The sequence below is a fragment of the Thalassotalea ganghwensis genome, assembly GCF_053485795.1.
Genome location: NZ_JBQRUM010000007.1, coordinates 111,616 through 125,590 on the forward strand (window position 1 = coordinate 111,616; position 13,975 = coordinate 125,590).

The following is a 13,975-nucleotide window of genomic DNA, read 5'->3' on the forward strand; positions in this document are numbered from 1 at the left end:
AACCCCGAAAGAGTCCAACTTTTTCGGGGTTTTTTCGTTTTGATACGTGACCGATGTGATAGAAAAATACGATAGAATTAAAAAAATAGGAACTTGTAATATGACTACAGAAACACGCCTTCGCATAGCGATGCAAAAGTCAGGAAGATTAAGTGATGATACCCAAGCGCTTTTAAAGCGCTGTGGACTAAAACTCAACGTCAGCGACCGTCGGTTACTCGCCCACGTTACTAATATGCCAATCGATATCATGCGTGTTCGCAGTTCTGATATCCCTGGTCTTGTCATGGATGGGGTCTGTGATTTAGGGATCGTAGGTGATAATACCCTTGAAGAAACGGCTCTTGAACGCGAAATTATGGGGGCAAAATCAGGTTACATTCGCACCACAGGTCTAAACTTTGGTGGTTGTCGATTATCAATTGCCATGCCTGAAGGGTTTAATTACCAAGGTATTAAAAGCTTAAACGGTCTAAGAATAGCAACAACTTATCCGCAGCTACTCAATCGTTTTGCTAGAGAAAACGGTATTAATGTCGACTTTTGTTTATTAAAAGGGTCAGTAGAGGTCGCACCAAGAGTTGGCCTAGCCGATGGAATTTGTGATTTGGTGTCTACCGGTGCCACTCTTGAAGCTAATGGGTTAGTTGAAGTTGAAGAAATCTTTCGCTCAAAAGCGTCTCTCATTCAAACGGCAACACCGCTATCGCCAGCAAAACAAACCATCCTAGATACATTGCTTCCGCGCATTCAAGGTGTGATGAAAGCAAAAGAAAGTAAGTACATCATGTTGCACGCTCCTAAAGATAAAATTGACCAAGTCAGCGCATTAATGCCAGGTAAAGAAACACCGACAATATTGCCCCTTGCAGGTCGAGATGACTTAGTTGCTGTGCACGTTGTCGCCACAGAAACCTTTTTCTGGGAAACCATGGAACAACTGAATGCGCTTGGCTGTAACTCGATATTAGTTATGCCAATTGAAAAAATGATGGGTTAATACGGTAACAAACAATGATTCAAGAGATTATTAACTGGCAGTCGCTCGATAACCAAGCACAACGACGCGTTTTAGCGCGCCCAGCCATCGCTGAAAGTGCCTTATTGTCACAACAAGTCACGAATATTATTAGCACCGTACGAAAGCAAGGTGATCAAGGCTTGCTCGAGTTAACAGAGAAATTTGATGGTGTTTCCTTAAACTCGTTAGCATTAGCTGAAGACAAAGTAGCAAAAGCTAAACAATCGTTAAGTCAAACAAGACTCGATGCGATTGAAACCGCCTATGGCCAAATTAAACGCTTTCACCAAGCGCAAGTAGCACAAGATATTACCGTAGAAACATCTCCCGGTGTTACCTGTACATTAAAAACTGAAGCGATTGAAAGTGTAGGTCTTTATATTCCGGCCGGCAGTGCTCCTCTACCCTCTACCGTTTTAATGTTAGGGGTTCCTGCACAGCTAGCGGGTTGTCAACGAACCGTATTAGTTTGTCCTCCGGATAAAAACGGCAATATTGCCAATGAGATCATCGTTGCCGCAACACTGTGTGGCATTGATGAAATCTATACGGTTGGCGGCGCGCAAGCCTGCGCAGCGTTGGCATTTGGTACCGAAACCATCAAACCAGTCAACAAAATCTTTGGGCCAGGCAATAAATACGTTACTGAGGCAAAAAAGCAATTGGCTCAACAAGTTGCCGGCTTTGCCATTGATATGCCTGCAGGACCTTCTGAAGTGTTGATCATTGGTGATCAACAAGCAAATCCGGCCTTTATTGCTGCAGATTTGCTCTCACAAGCAGAGCACGGCCCAGACAGTCAAGTGATCTTACTCTCTGATAGTCAGTCACTTCTAGAGCAAGTAAACAAAGCTTTGGCAGAACAAGTACAGCAGTTATCGAGAAAAGATATTGCCCTTACTGCGCTGAAACAAAGCCGGTTAATTTTATGCCAAGATTTACAACAAGCTGCACAGGTATCTAATAGTTATGGCCCTGAGCACTTAATTATCCAAACGGAAAACCCTCAGCAACTGTTAAGCTTATTACGCAATGCAGGTTCAATTTTCGTTGGTGCTTATACCCCTGAGTCTGCAGGAGATTACGCCAGTGGTACTAACCACGTTTTGCCAACTTATGGATACTCCAAAGTAATCAGCAGTCTATCGTTAGCAGATTTTTCAAGACGTTATACGGTGCAAGAAATCACCAAACAAGGGCTGGCGAACATCGCCCCTTGTATCACCGAATTAACCGATGCAGAAGGATTAGACGGTCATAAACGCGCAGTGACCATACGACTTGAAGACATGAATTCACAGGAGACATACTAATGACAGTTGCAAACAAACTCGCTCGACCCGAGTTAATCGATATGGTGCCGTATCAATCTGCACGTCGTTTGTATGCGGGTGGCGAAGACTTTAACAATAAGGTCTGGCTAAATGCCAATGAAGCACCAGGTACGGGAGCTTATCAAGTTAACGGAGAGCGTATAAACCGTTATCCTGATTTTCAACCGGAGAACTTGATCAATGCCTATTGCCGATACAGTGGTGTACAAAAAAATCAACTTTTGGCCACACGTGGTGCGGATGAGGGGATAGAGCTTGTCATAAGAACGTTTTGTCAATCGTATCAAGATAGTATTTTGATTTGCCCTCCTACCTATGGCATGTATGCCATCAGTGCTGAAAATCAAGGTGCGAGTGTCGTTAAAGTTCCTTTAATTAATCAACAATTGGATTTAACCGGATTAGAAGCACAAGTGGGTAAGGTCAAGGTGGTCTTTCTATGTTCACCTGGCAATCCGACAGGTAACTTACTACCTAAAGAGCAAATAGAAGCTGCACTTAATTTGTTTGCCAATAGCGCTATTGTGGTCGTTGACGAAGCTTACATTGAGTTTGCACCTGAAAACTCAGCAGTTAGTTGGTTATCTCGATATCCAAACTTAGTTGTGCTTAGAACCTTATCAAAAGCATTTGCACTCGCGGGTCTTCGCTGTGGCTTTACCATAGCAAACGAAGATATTATCGAAATGATCAGTAAAGTGATTGCACCTTACCCTATTTCTGCGCCCGTAGCTGATATCGCTAGTGACGCGCTATCAATTGCAGAAATAGAACAGATGAGAGCACGTGTTAGAGAAACTTCAAGGTTGCGTACTTGCCTGTCAAACTGGTTAGCTGAACAATCTTGGTGCCAAAAAGTGTATCCAAGTGATGCCAACTTTATTTTGTTTGCATGCAGCGATAAAGACAGAATCTTTAATTTACTTAAAGACCAAGGCATTTTAATTCGTGACCAGTCCAAACAATTGCAACTCGATAACTGTCTTCGCGTCAGCATAGGCAGTGAAAGCGAGCTTGAGTTATTCAAACAAACCATAGCTAAAGACTGTGGTAGTCAATCAGAATTATCAATAAAAGAGAATTAGTATGGCAATCCAATCGAACTCACAAAATATTCTGTTCATCGACCGCGATGGCACATTGATCGAAGAGCCTATTTCTGACAAGCAAGTCGATAGTTTAGAAAAATTAGTTTTTGAACCGCTAGTGATCCCAAATTTACTGGCGCTTCAAAGTAAAGGTTATCGACTGGTCATGGTATCCAACCAAGATGGATTAGGTACTGATAGCTACCCACAAGAAGACTTTGACTTACCGCATAATAAAATGATGGCGTTGTTTAGCTCTCAAGGCGTTGTATTTGATGAGGTCTTACTTTGCCCTCATTTCGAACAAGACAACTGTAGTTGTCGTAAGCCTAAACTGGGCATGGTCAGTGATTATTTGCAACAAGGTAAGGTAAACTTTGCTAACTCATATGTGATTGGCGATAGAGAAACCGACCTACAACTTGCCGCTAATATGGGCATACAAGGTATTCGTTATGACCGTGTTGAGAATAATTGGTCAGCGATAGGCAAACAACTACTTGATAACCCGAGAACAGCGACAGTCAAAAGAACCACTAAAGAAACGGACATAAACGTCAGCGTTGATTTAGACAGTACCGCTCCGATCAGCATTGCCACCGGCCTCGGGTTCTTTGACCATATGTTAGAGCAAATCGCCACTCACGGAGGCTTTAGTTTGGCGGTAAGTGTTGACGGTGATTATCATATCGATGAGCACCACAGTGTTGAAGATACTGCTTTAGCACTTGGGCAGGCACTCAAGCAAGCACTTGGCGATAAACGAGGTATTGGTCGTTTTGGCTTTGTTTTACCGATGGATGAGTGTCGAGCCGAATGTGCTATTGATTTATCAGGGCGCCCGTGGCTCGAGTTTGACGCAAACTTTACTGATACTAGAGTCGGTCAGATGTCTACTCAGATGGTGTCTCACTTCTTTAGATCATTAGCAGACTCAATGGCAATAACTTTACACCTTTCTACTTCAGAGGGTAATTGTCATCATCAAGTAGAAAGCTTGTTTAAAGTGTTTGGACGTGCTTTACGTCAAGCAATCGCTGTTAAAGGTGACATCTTACCGAGCTCAAAAGGAGCCTTGTAGTGAGCCAAGTTTATTCTAATATTATCGTCGATACCGGCTGTGCAAACTTATCATCGGTTAAATTTGCAGTTGAGCGCCTTGGATTTGATGTTGTCATTACCGATGATATTCAAGCGATAAAAAGTGCCGATAAAGTTATTTTGCCTGGTGTTGGCACCGCCGCTCATGCCATGGAAAATATCAAAGCCAAAGGACTTGTTGAGGTGCTGCGCTCATTAACACAACCCGTTCTGGGCTTTTGCTTGGGGATGCAACTAATGGCGCGCAGTTCACTCGAAGGAGCAAATGGCGAGGAAGTAGAATGTTTGGCCATGATCCCAACGGATATTAAACCGCTAAACGCAAACAACTTACGACTTCCTCATATGGGATGGAACACCTTAACCCAAGTGAGTGATCATCCCGTATTGGCTGGCATTAATCCTGGCGATTATTTTTATTTTGTTCACAGCTTCGCCGCCCCCATGAGTGATCACACTATCGCTGCTTGTGACTATGGCAGTGAGTTTTCTGCGGCAATTGCCAAAGACAATTTTATCGGTTGTCAGTTCCACCCTGAGCGCTCGAGTAAACTTGGCAGTAAAATCATTAAAAATTTTTTGGAGATGTAAGTCTATGATGATCCCAGCAATAGACCTTATTAATGGCGAAGTCGTTCGTTTGTATCAGGGTGATTATCAACAAAAAACCAACTATCAATACTCCCCTAAAGACCGACAAGAAGCATACGCAAAAGCAGGTGCTACTGTGATGCACTTTGTTGATCTTGATGGCGCAAAAGATAGCAGCAAGCGACAACTCGATACCTTAAAAACACTCGTGGACCACCCGACAATGACCATTCAAGTTGGTGGTGGGGTGCGCAGCGAAGCAGACTTAAAGCAATTGCTAGCCTTAGGTGCTGATCGGGTCGTTATCGGTAGCTTAGCAATCAAGCAACCTGAATTGGTGAGTCAGTGGTTAACAACCTATGGCAGTGATGCAATTGTACTTGCCCTTGATATAAAGATTGATCAAGACGGCAAGAAAACACTACCAACCCATGGCTGGATCGAAGACAGTGGTGTGGTATTAGAAGATTTATTGGCTCAATATCAAGATGCTGGCATTAAACATGTTTTGTGTACCGATATCAGTAAAGATGGCACGTTAACCGGTACCAATGTCGAGCTCTACAAAGAGCTTTGTCAACACTACCCAGATATCCAATGGCAGGCATCTGGTGGTATAGGCAGTTTAGACGATATTAAAGCACTGATCCCAACCGGTGTAGCCGGTGTGATTTTAGGACGTTCTTTATTAGAAGGTAAGTTCACACTAGAGGAGGCTATCGCATGTTGGCCAAACGCATAATTCCATGCTTAGATGTTAGAGACGGTAAGGTAGTCAAAGGCGTTCAGTTTAGAAACCATGAAATTATTGGTGACATTGTCCCTCTTGCACAAAAATACGCCGAAGCAGGGGCTGACGAATTAGTTTTTTATGACATTACTGCAAGCTCTGACGATCGCGTTGTCGATAAAAGTTGGGTAAGTCGCATAGCACAAGTTATTGATATTCCATTTTGCGTTGCTGGCGGCATAAAAAGTGAAGAAGACGCCCAACAAATATTAAAAATGGGCGCAGATAAAATTAGTATTAACTCACCTGCCCTGCGCGATCCTTCACTGATCAGCAGGCTTGCCGAACGATTTGGGCAGCAATGTATTGTGGTCGGCATCGATAGCTTCTTTAATCAAGAGGCTAATAATGGATCAGGCGAGTATCAAGTTTACCAGTTTACTGGCGATGAAACTCGAACAGTACAAACACGATGGACGACCTTTGACTGGATCAAAGAAGTACAACAACGTGGTGCGGGTGAAATCGTGCTCAATTGCATGAATCAAGATGGTGTTAAAAATGGCTATGACATTGAGCAACTGTCAAAAGCTCGCGCCGTATGCACAGTACCATTAATTGCCTCTGGTGGTGCCGGTGAAATTGATCACTTCACCCAGGTATTTAAACAAGCTGATGTCGATGGCGCACTTGCTGCGAGTGTTTTCCATAAAGGCATTATTGATATGACAGAACTTAAGAACGTCCTCGCTCAAGAAAAGGTAGAAATAAGATTATGCTTGTAACTGATGAAACAATTAATTCACTTGCTTGGCAAAAAATGAATGACTTAATTCCTGCGATTATTCAGCATCACGCCACAGGTGCTGTGCTAATGCAAGGTTACATGAATAAAGCCTCATTACAGCAAACACTTGAAACAGGAAAGGCAACATTTTTCAGTCGCTCTAAACAAGCACTTTGGGTGAAAGGTGAAACCTCTGGCAACTTTCTTCAAGTACAACAAGTGCTCACCGATTGTGACCAAGATAGTTTGCTTGTGCTATGTCAACCAATAGGCCCAAGTTGTCACTTAGGGACAGAATCGTGTTTTCCTGAACAACCAATGACTGAACAAAACTTTCTAAGTCAGCTTGAGCAGGTGATTGCCAGTCGCAAACATCAAACACCTGAACAAAGCTATACTGCCCATCTCTTGTCTCGTGGAACGACAAAAATTGCGCAAAAAGTTGGTGAAGAAGGGGTTGAAGTTGCGTTAGCGGCAGTAGCGGAAACTAAAGAAGCATTGCTTGGTGAATGTGCTGATTTGTTTTACCACACGCTAGTACTGTTACAAGATAAAGATATAGAGCTGCGTGAAGTAATGGAAGTATTAATAAAACGTCATCAAAAATAGTGACTTGCGCATATTAGCGTTTTTGTTAAAAATGCTAATATGCGCACTTTAGAATTAGTCACAACACATCGAACTATTGCCACTTTTCTAAAATGGCCTGGTATTCACCAGACGTTTTCAATCGTTTCAGCCCCTGATTAAATTCTTGCTGTAGCTGTTGCGTTTTAGCAACACCTCCATAACTAACGATGGGAAAGAGTCTGTGAATGCTAATGGCAAATTCAGGGTGATTTTTATTTACAATATATTCGAGTAAGCGCCGCTCTCCAACGACAAGATCAACTTTTTGATTCGCGAGCAGTTTAAGCTGTATTTCCCTCATCGCTTTTTCTTGATAATTAGCCTGCTTGATCACTGATTCGTATTGTTGGCCTAACACCATTGTCGCCCCTTGATAGGCAACAATGATTTTTCCTTTAAGGTCATCGAGTTGTAGCACCGACAAGTTGCTATCTTTAGCAGAAATAACCACATCTTCAAAAGGTAAATATTTATCGGTAAAAAAGCCATTGGGTGCTTCAAAAGCTGCTGGACTGGCAAAATCAAATTTCCCTTGGTTGAACTCTTTAATTAAACGCTCATAGCCAAGCAAATAAAACTCTAGCTGATAACCATAAGGTGACAAGGCTTGCTTAATTACTTCAACATCAATCCCAGTTACCTTCTGACCATCATAATATGCCCATGGAGGACCAATATTTACTGCTACTTTAACTGGAATATTTTCAGCAAAGCTAGCTAATGAGATCCAACACAAGAGAACAAAAACGATGTGCTTCATTACTTATAATTCCTAACTTTTCATTTTTATCACTATTTTAAACACGCCTTATCCAATACAGACTAATCTAAGCCGAAACTTTTGGCATTATATTATTTATTAATGATAGATAATTCATTCGTTGTTATTTACAAACACTAACTCACTGCTACCCTTATGCAAAGGAGACCATAAGTAAAAGCTAACACTAATAAGTTGAATTGATGCCATTCATATTAATCGAAAAATTTAACATTGCGATGTACTTAAGTAACTTACTAAAGCTAATCATAGTTTTTGCTAGCGTTGCCAGTCAGCTTTATGCGAGTGAAAAAGTTGATATTTATATCAGAGATGACGTTTTTGATGACTATAAAACCTTTATCGGTGATAAAAATGTTAACGAAGTAAATTCTTTTGTCGGTAAAACGGTACGACGCGATGTCGTTGATATGATTATCACTCAGCAAGCGCTGCATTTAGGTGGTTTTAAACATCAATTTAACTACATCGTTGGCAAGATGAATTTTCGCAATACGAGAATGCTTGAACAAGGCAAACTTTTACTCAGTTTTGATACCTATTGGTTAAGTGACGCCAAAGCTATTAAAGATCATATTTACATATCTCCGGCGATCATACGTAAAGGTGAATATGTTGCTGCGATTTACACAAGCCCCAAAAATCAAGCTGTGCTCTCTATTAATCACTTAAATGACTTAACAGCTTTTAGCGCTGTTTCCACACCGAAATGGCGAACGGATTGGCAAACAATAAACAACTTACCGTTAAAAAAGGTTGTTAGAGAAGATGAATGGTTAAGTATGGCTCGAATGGTTGACCTTGGTTGGGTTGATATTATCTTTATGCCTTTTCACGGTAGTAATGACAACGACCACACGTTTAGCATGGAAAAAATTACTTTAGTGCCGGTTAAAAATGTCGCGATCGAATTTGATGACAGTCGACATATCGTTATTAGCCGTCATCACCCACTCGCAGAGGAAGCTATCACAGCGCTAGAAATTGGCATAAAAAAATTACGAGCAAAAAATACAATCACCAAAGCATACACTGAAGCTGGCTTTTTTGTTGATCGCACTAAAATTAATGTCCTTAATAGTACGCATTAAGGTCTGTTGGCCTTTGTACGTTGCGCAAATCCAGAAAATATAACTATCCAGTCAACTTATATCAAAATAGTATTTGTGTCCTCAGTGATTAAGCGCTAGAATGCGCGCCCTATCCACTATTATTGCTCTAATCAAGCTAAGGAAAGCTATGTTTAAGTATTGGTCAATCAAAAAATACGGTAGTAAATTATTACCACTTCTTGAAAAGCGTTATGGTATCAAAGACTTCTACACTCCATCAGAAGTAAGAGCAACTGTCTATCAAGAGGATTTTAACTCGGACTTTTTACCGTTAGGTTATATATTGTTTCTCAAAAAAGCCGATGTAAAAGCCATTTTTGCCAAAGAGTTTCCTTCTTTATGTCCCGATGGGTATAAACAAGAAATTTTGGCTTATTTAAACCAAAAACAATATCGTGGCTTTGTTAATTTATTAAATCAACATTCTTAATTCTCTTCAGCCAATAAAACGCTTCACATTTTTAAAGCCCCATGGAAAAATGGCATAAGAATTTAAACTTGGGGCATTGTTTTGTCGACTGCAATAAATTGGCACGTTAAACCATTTTCACAACTGACCACAAACGAATTGTATGATTTGCTAAAGTTGCGAATTGACGTTTTTGTTGTCGAGCAATGTTGTTACTATGCTGATTTGGATGATCTCGATCGACACCCAGAAACACTCCATCTTTTCTGTTATCAAAACAATATCATGACAGCTTATTTAAGAGTACTTGCCAAAAAGGTATCTTACCCTGAACATATTGCTATTGGACGGGTTATTACTGCGTCACAGGCCAGAGGCTCAGGATTAGGTCATCGTCTTATGAATAAAGCTCTAGATGTCTGCCAACAATACTTCCCAGATGAAAATATCAAGATATCTGCACAACAGCATTTAGAAAAGTTTTATCAACACCATGGTTTTAACACCATTTCTCAGATGTATTTGGAAGATGGTATTCCGCATATCGCAATGGAAAAAGTAAACCTAAATTAGCATTGCTATAGAATATGTAATTGAAGACACCCGTTAAAATCAGCAGATGCTCAACTTGTTTGCTACCTTACCATTTAGTGCAGATAAAAAACAAAAAAGCCCGCTTAAAGCGAGCTTTTAGTGGCCAACAAGTGTCTACTAACCTAGTTTTTCAGCCAGTAATTGACTTACGTGCTCAACCGGTTGAGTACCATCAATAGTGAGGTACTGACAGTTACCTGCAGCAGACTCTTTTTTATAGTAATCAACTAATGGCTTAGTTTGCTCGTGATAAACACCTAAACGCTTACGCACTGTTGCTTCTTCATCATCGGGACGAATAGACAGGTCTTCCCCCGTTTCGTCATCTTTACCTTCAACTTTAGGTGGATTATAAGTCACATGATAAACACGTCCAGAACCGGCATGAACGCGACGTCCTGCCATACGCTCAACAATGACTTCATCTGGCACATCAAACTCGATAACACTATCGACAACAACACCATTTTCTTTCATAGCGTCTGCTTGAGGAATGGTTCTTGGAAAACCATCAAGTAAAAAGCCAGATTGGCAATCATCTTGAGCAATTCGCTCTTTCACTAGACTAATGATCAATTCATCAGATACGAGTTGGCCGGCATCCATAACAGCTTTAGCTTGTTTACCAAGTTCTGTGCCTGCTTTAATTGCAGCACGGAGCATATCCCCTGTAGAAATTTGTGGAATGCCATATTTAGCCATTAAAAATTGTGCTTGAGTACCTTTACCAGCGCCCGGAGCCCCTAATAAAATAATGCGCATATAGTCTAGCCCTATACTATTAATCTGTTGGTATTTTATAAAAGGTGACACTATACATTTTCAAGTGTATGCAAACAAGTAGCAAAGCCCGCCAAATAGCAAAAAAGGGGCAAAAAAGCCCCTTTTTTATACTAAAGTATAACCAAACGAGTGTTTGAATATTAACAACTCAATAACAAGTCGTTATTTGGTTAAACTTAACATCAGTTTGTTCAATCTTGAAACGAAACTGGCTGGATCTTTCAAACTACCGCGCTCAGCGAGCATCGCTTGCTCAAATAACACCTCTGTCCATTGGCCAAACTGCTCATCATCTGGTTCATCGGCGATATGTTTAACCAACTCATGCTCAGCATTGATTTCAAAGATTGGTTTAGACTCTGGTACCTCTTGACCAACAGACTGCATAAGCTTGACCATTTGGCTACTCATATCTTGGTCATCTGTCACGATACACGCTGGCGAATCTGTTAAGCGTTGAGAGAGCTTAACGTCTTTAACTTTATCAGCTAATACGGTTTTAATGCGTCCAAGTACTGAGTCAAATTCTTGTTCAAGTTTTTCTTGTGCTTCTTTGGTTTCTTCATCATCAAGCTTACTTAAATCAAGACCGCCACGAGTAACTGATTGCAATTGCTTGCCATCAAACTCGGTCAAGTGACTCATTAACCACTCATCAATACGATCAGACATCAATAATACTTCGATGCCCTTCTTACGGAAAACTTCTAAATGAGGGCTGTTTTTCGCGGCTTCAAAACTATCAGCAACGACATAATAAATTTTGTCTTGGCCTTCTTTCATTCGCTCAACATATTGAGATAACGAAACGTTTTGCACTGCACTGTCTTCATTGGTTGACGCAAAGCGAAGTAACTTAGCAATTTGCTCTTTATTAGCAAAATCCTCAGCTGGCCCCTCTTTAAGTACTTGACCAAATTCATTCCAGAATAGCTGGTACTTTTCAGCATCGTTTTTACCCATACGCTCAAGCATTTTCAATACACGTTTAGTGCAACCTTTACGAATAGCTTGGGTGATTTTATTGTCTTGTAAAATTTCACGAGAAACGTTTAACGGTAAATCATTTGAATCAAGTAGACCTTTAACAAAACGCAAGTAAGTCGGCATAAACTGCTCAGCGTCATCCATAATAAAGACACGTTGAACATAAAGTTTAAGACCATGCTGTTTTTCACGGTTGTATAAATCAAAAGGCGCTTTTGAAGGAATATAAAGCAAAGATGTGTACTCAGTTTTCCCTTCTACACGGTTATGCTCCCAAAGCATAGGGTCTGCAAAATCGTGAGAAACATGCTTATAAAACTCTTTGTACTCGTCTTCAGTAATGTCAGCTTTTTCTCTTGTCCATAATGCTGTCGCTTTGTTCACCGCTTCCCATTTTGCAGGAATAGCCTCTCTGGCTTCAACCGCTGGCTGAATAACATTGCCTTCGTCATCTTTCTTCTCTTCTTGCGCTTCGACGGCTGGCACTTCTGGCGTTAGCATTTCAACTGAGACTGAAATGTGATCTGAGTATTTGGTCACAATTGATTTTAAGCGCCAATCATCAAGAAACTCTTTTTCATCCTCTTTGAGATGCAAAATAATATCTGTACCACGATTACTCTTTTCTATTTTAGCCGTGGTAAATTCACCTTCACCTGCACTTACCCATTCGACCCCTTCAGATGCACTTACCCCAGCAGCTCGTGAACGGACAGTTACTTTGTCAGCAACAATAAACGCTGAATAAAAACCAACACCAAATTGACCAATAAGTTGAGAGTCTGCCGCTTGATCACCTGAGAGTTTAGAAAAGAACTCAGCAGTACCTGATTTAGCGATAGTACCGAGGTGTTCGATGATCTCATCATGGGTCATACCAATACCATTGTCAGAAATGGTAACCGTATTATTGTCTTTATCCGCGCTAACACGGACCCTTAAATCACCATCGCCTTCATATAGCTCAGCATTGGACAATGCCTTAAAGCGCAATTTATCTGCTGCATCAGCGGCATTTGACACTAATTCACGCAGAAATATCTCTTTGTTTGAATACAAAGAATGGATCATTAATTGAAGAACTTTAGCCGCATCAGTGCTAAACGAATGGTTTTCTTTTTGACCTGTCTCAGCCATCTGAAACATCTCCTACTATACAAACTTAAGGGAAGAAATAACGACAACCTTAAGGTTGTCGATTATTTAAAACTTTCGATAAGTTAAAAGTGGGGATATAAGAGAATAATTCAAGCGCTGTAAAAAATTTTATTTTAGCTTGAATAACTTTTTCGCCCGGAAAAAGCATGGGATAACGTGTTGCCATCGACATATTCCAACTCACCACCGATTGGCACACCGTGCGCGATTCGAGAAATGGCGACCTGATACTTACTGGCAAGTTCGGCAATATAATGTGCAGTGGCTTCTCCCTCTACTGTTGGGTTCGTCGCTAAAATAATTTCACTAAACTGCCCTAACGCTAATTGCTCAGCCAGTAAATCAAGTCCAAGATCATCAGGGCCAATACCATCAAGTGGTGAAAGGTGGCCCATTAAAATAAAGTAACGACCGTGAAACTCGCTGGTTTGTTCAACGGCAAAAACATCTGCGGGACTTTCTACAACACAAAGCAGCTCACTCGCACTGCGTTTAGGATGTTCACATATTTGGCATAGACTATCTTCAGTAAAATTACGACACTGTTGACAATGGCCGACTTGCTCCATCGCCTTTGCTAAGACATTCGCTAGCTTTTCTCCACCACGACGATTTCGCTCAAGTAAATTGAACGCCATTCGCTGCGCTGTCTTACTACCGACGCCTGGCAAACATTTTAATGCCTGAATTAACTCTTCAACTAACGGACTAAATTTCATTCTTTTAACTGCGCTAAAACATTTTTACACAGTTTATCATTGTAATCGGTTAGCTAATAGCCTCTTGGAAAAATCTGCAGGTCAGAAAAACAAAGCTGTGCTACTATCGCTAGCTACCGTTTAGTAAAGACAATGCTCCACTTAATATGT

Annotated in this window: 15 protein-coding genes; 11 read left to right on the forward strand and 4 right to left on the reverse strand. The window is 40.9% G+C overall.

The window, feature by feature from the left end; all coding sequences use genetic code 11:
* The first annotated feature begins 100 nt into the window (after window positions 1–100).
* From hisG to hisIE, 8 genes are read left to right on the forward strand one after another with little or no spacing between them, the layout of a single operon-like run.
* Window positions 101–1,000 carry an ATP phosphoribosyltransferase gene (hisG, locus tag ACSLUH_RS09180; protein WP_448566212.1) on the forward strand — a complete coding sequence of 300 codons (900 nt, stop codon included), beginning with the start codon at window positions 101–103 and terminating at the stop codon, window positions 998–1,000.
* Between the two features lie 14 nt (window positions 1,001–1,014).
* Window positions 1,015–2,334: a histidinol dehydrogenase gene (hisD, locus tag ACSLUH_RS09185; RefSeq protein ID WP_448566214.1), complete on the forward strand. Its 1,320-nt coding sequence runs from the start codon at window positions 1,015–1,017 to the stop codon at window positions 2,332–2,334.
* Complete coding sequence (gene hisC / locus ACSLUH_RS09190; RefSeq protein ID WP_448566216.1) at window positions 2,334–3,440, forward strand: histidinol-phosphate transaminase; 1,107 nt, start codon at window positions 2,334–2,336, stop codon at window positions 3,438–3,440. Before hisD ends, hisC begins: the two co-directional genes overlap by 1 nt.
* Window position 3,441: 1 nt before the next feature.
* On the forward strand, window positions 3,442–4,524 hold the full coding sequence (gene hisB / locus ACSLUH_RS09195) for a bifunctional histidinol-phosphatase/imidazoleglycerol-phosphate dehydratase HisB (protein ID WP_448566218.1): 1,083 nt from the start codon (window positions 3,442–3,444) through the stop codon (window positions 4,522–4,524).
* Complete coding sequence (hisH, locus tag ACSLUH_RS09200) at window positions 4,524–5,135, forward strand: imidazole glycerol phosphate synthase subunit HisH (RefSeq protein ID WP_448566220.1); 612 nt, start codon at window positions 4,524–4,526, stop codon at window positions 5,133–5,135. Before hisB ends, hisH begins: the two co-directional genes overlap by 1 nt.
* 4 nt (window positions 5,136–5,139) lie before the next feature.
* Entirely contained in the window at window positions 5,140–5,877 is a 738-nt protein-coding gene (gene hisA, locus ACSLUH_RS09205) for a 1-(5-phosphoribosyl)-5-[(5-phosphoribosylamino)methylideneamino]imidazole-4-carboxamide isomerase (protein WP_448566222.1), read from the forward strand.
* Entirely contained in the window at window positions 5,859–6,650 is a 792-nt protein-coding gene (gene hisF / locus ACSLUH_RS09210; protein WP_448566224.1) for an imidazole glycerol phosphate synthase subunit HisF, read from the forward strand. Before hisA ends, hisF begins: the two co-directional genes overlap by 19 nt.
* On the forward strand, window positions 6,641–7,261 hold the full coding sequence (hisIE, locus tag ACSLUH_RS09215) for a bifunctional phosphoribosyl-AMP cyclohydrolase/phosphoribosyl-ATP diphosphatase HisIE (protein WP_448566226.1): 621 nt from the start codon (window positions 6,641–6,643) through the stop codon (window positions 7,259–7,261). Before hisF ends, hisIE begins: the two co-directional genes overlap by 10 nt.
* Before the next feature lie 73 nt (window positions 7,262–7,334).
* Here hisIE and ACSLUH_RS09220 read toward each other — a convergent pair whose 3' ends face one another.
* A complete protein-coding gene (locus ACSLUH_RS09220) occupies window positions 7,335–8,042 on the reverse strand; it encodes a substrate-binding periplasmic protein (RefSeq protein ID WP_448566228.1) in 708 nt (235 codons plus the stop codon).
* Between the two features lie 203 nt (window positions 8,043–8,245).
* Here ACSLUH_RS09220 and ACSLUH_RS09225 point away from each other — a divergent pair, with 203 nt between their 5' ends.
* The 3 genes from ACSLUH_RS09225 (at window position 8,246) to ACSLUH_RS09235 (ending at window position 10,157) form a co-directional block, all read left to right on the forward strand.
* Window positions 8,246–9,154 carry a hypothetical protein gene (locus ACSLUH_RS09225; RefSeq protein ID WP_448566230.1) on the forward strand — a complete coding sequence of 303 codons (909 nt, stop codon included), beginning with the start codon at window positions 8,246–8,248 and terminating at the stop codon, window positions 9,152–9,154.
* Window positions 9,155–9,302: 148 nt separating this feature from the next.
* Window positions 9,303–9,605, forward strand: coding sequence for a DUF6559 family protein (locus tag ACSLUH_RS09230; RefSeq protein ID WP_448566232.1), 303 nt, complete (start codon window positions 9,303–9,305; stop codon window positions 9,603–9,605).
* A gap of 81 nt (window positions 9,606–9,686) precedes the next feature.
* Window positions 9,687–10,157, forward strand: a complete 471-nt coding sequence (locus ACSLUH_RS09235; RefSeq protein ID WP_448566234.1) for a GNAT family N-acetyltransferase — start codon at window positions 9,687–9,689, stop codon at window positions 10,155–10,157.
* 138 nt (window positions 10,158–10,295) lie between these two features.
* On the opposite strand, the gene adk is transcribed toward ACSLUH_RS09235, so the two are convergent.
* The 3 genes from adk to recR all read right to left on the reverse strand — a co-directional run bounded on the left by adk (window position 10,296) and on the right by recR (window position 13,825).
* Complete coding sequence (gene adk / locus ACSLUH_RS09240) at window positions 10,296–10,940, reverse strand: adenylate kinase (protein ID WP_448566236.1); 645 nt, start codon at window positions 10,938–10,940, stop codon at window positions 10,296–10,298.
* 183 nt (window positions 10,941–11,123) lie between these two features.
* Window positions 11,124–13,085, reverse strand: coding sequence for a molecular chaperone HtpG (gene htpG, locus ACSLUH_RS09245; RefSeq protein WP_448566238.1), 1,962 nt, complete (start codon window positions 13,083–13,085; stop codon window positions 11,124–11,126).
* A 134-nt stretch (window positions 13,086–13,219) separates the two neighbouring features.
* A complete protein-coding gene (recR, locus tag ACSLUH_RS09250; protein ID WP_448566240.1) occupies window positions 13,220–13,825 on the reverse strand; it encodes a recombination mediator RecR in 606 nt (201 codons plus the stop codon).
* Between the last annotated feature and the right edge of the window lie 150 nt (window positions 13,826–13,975).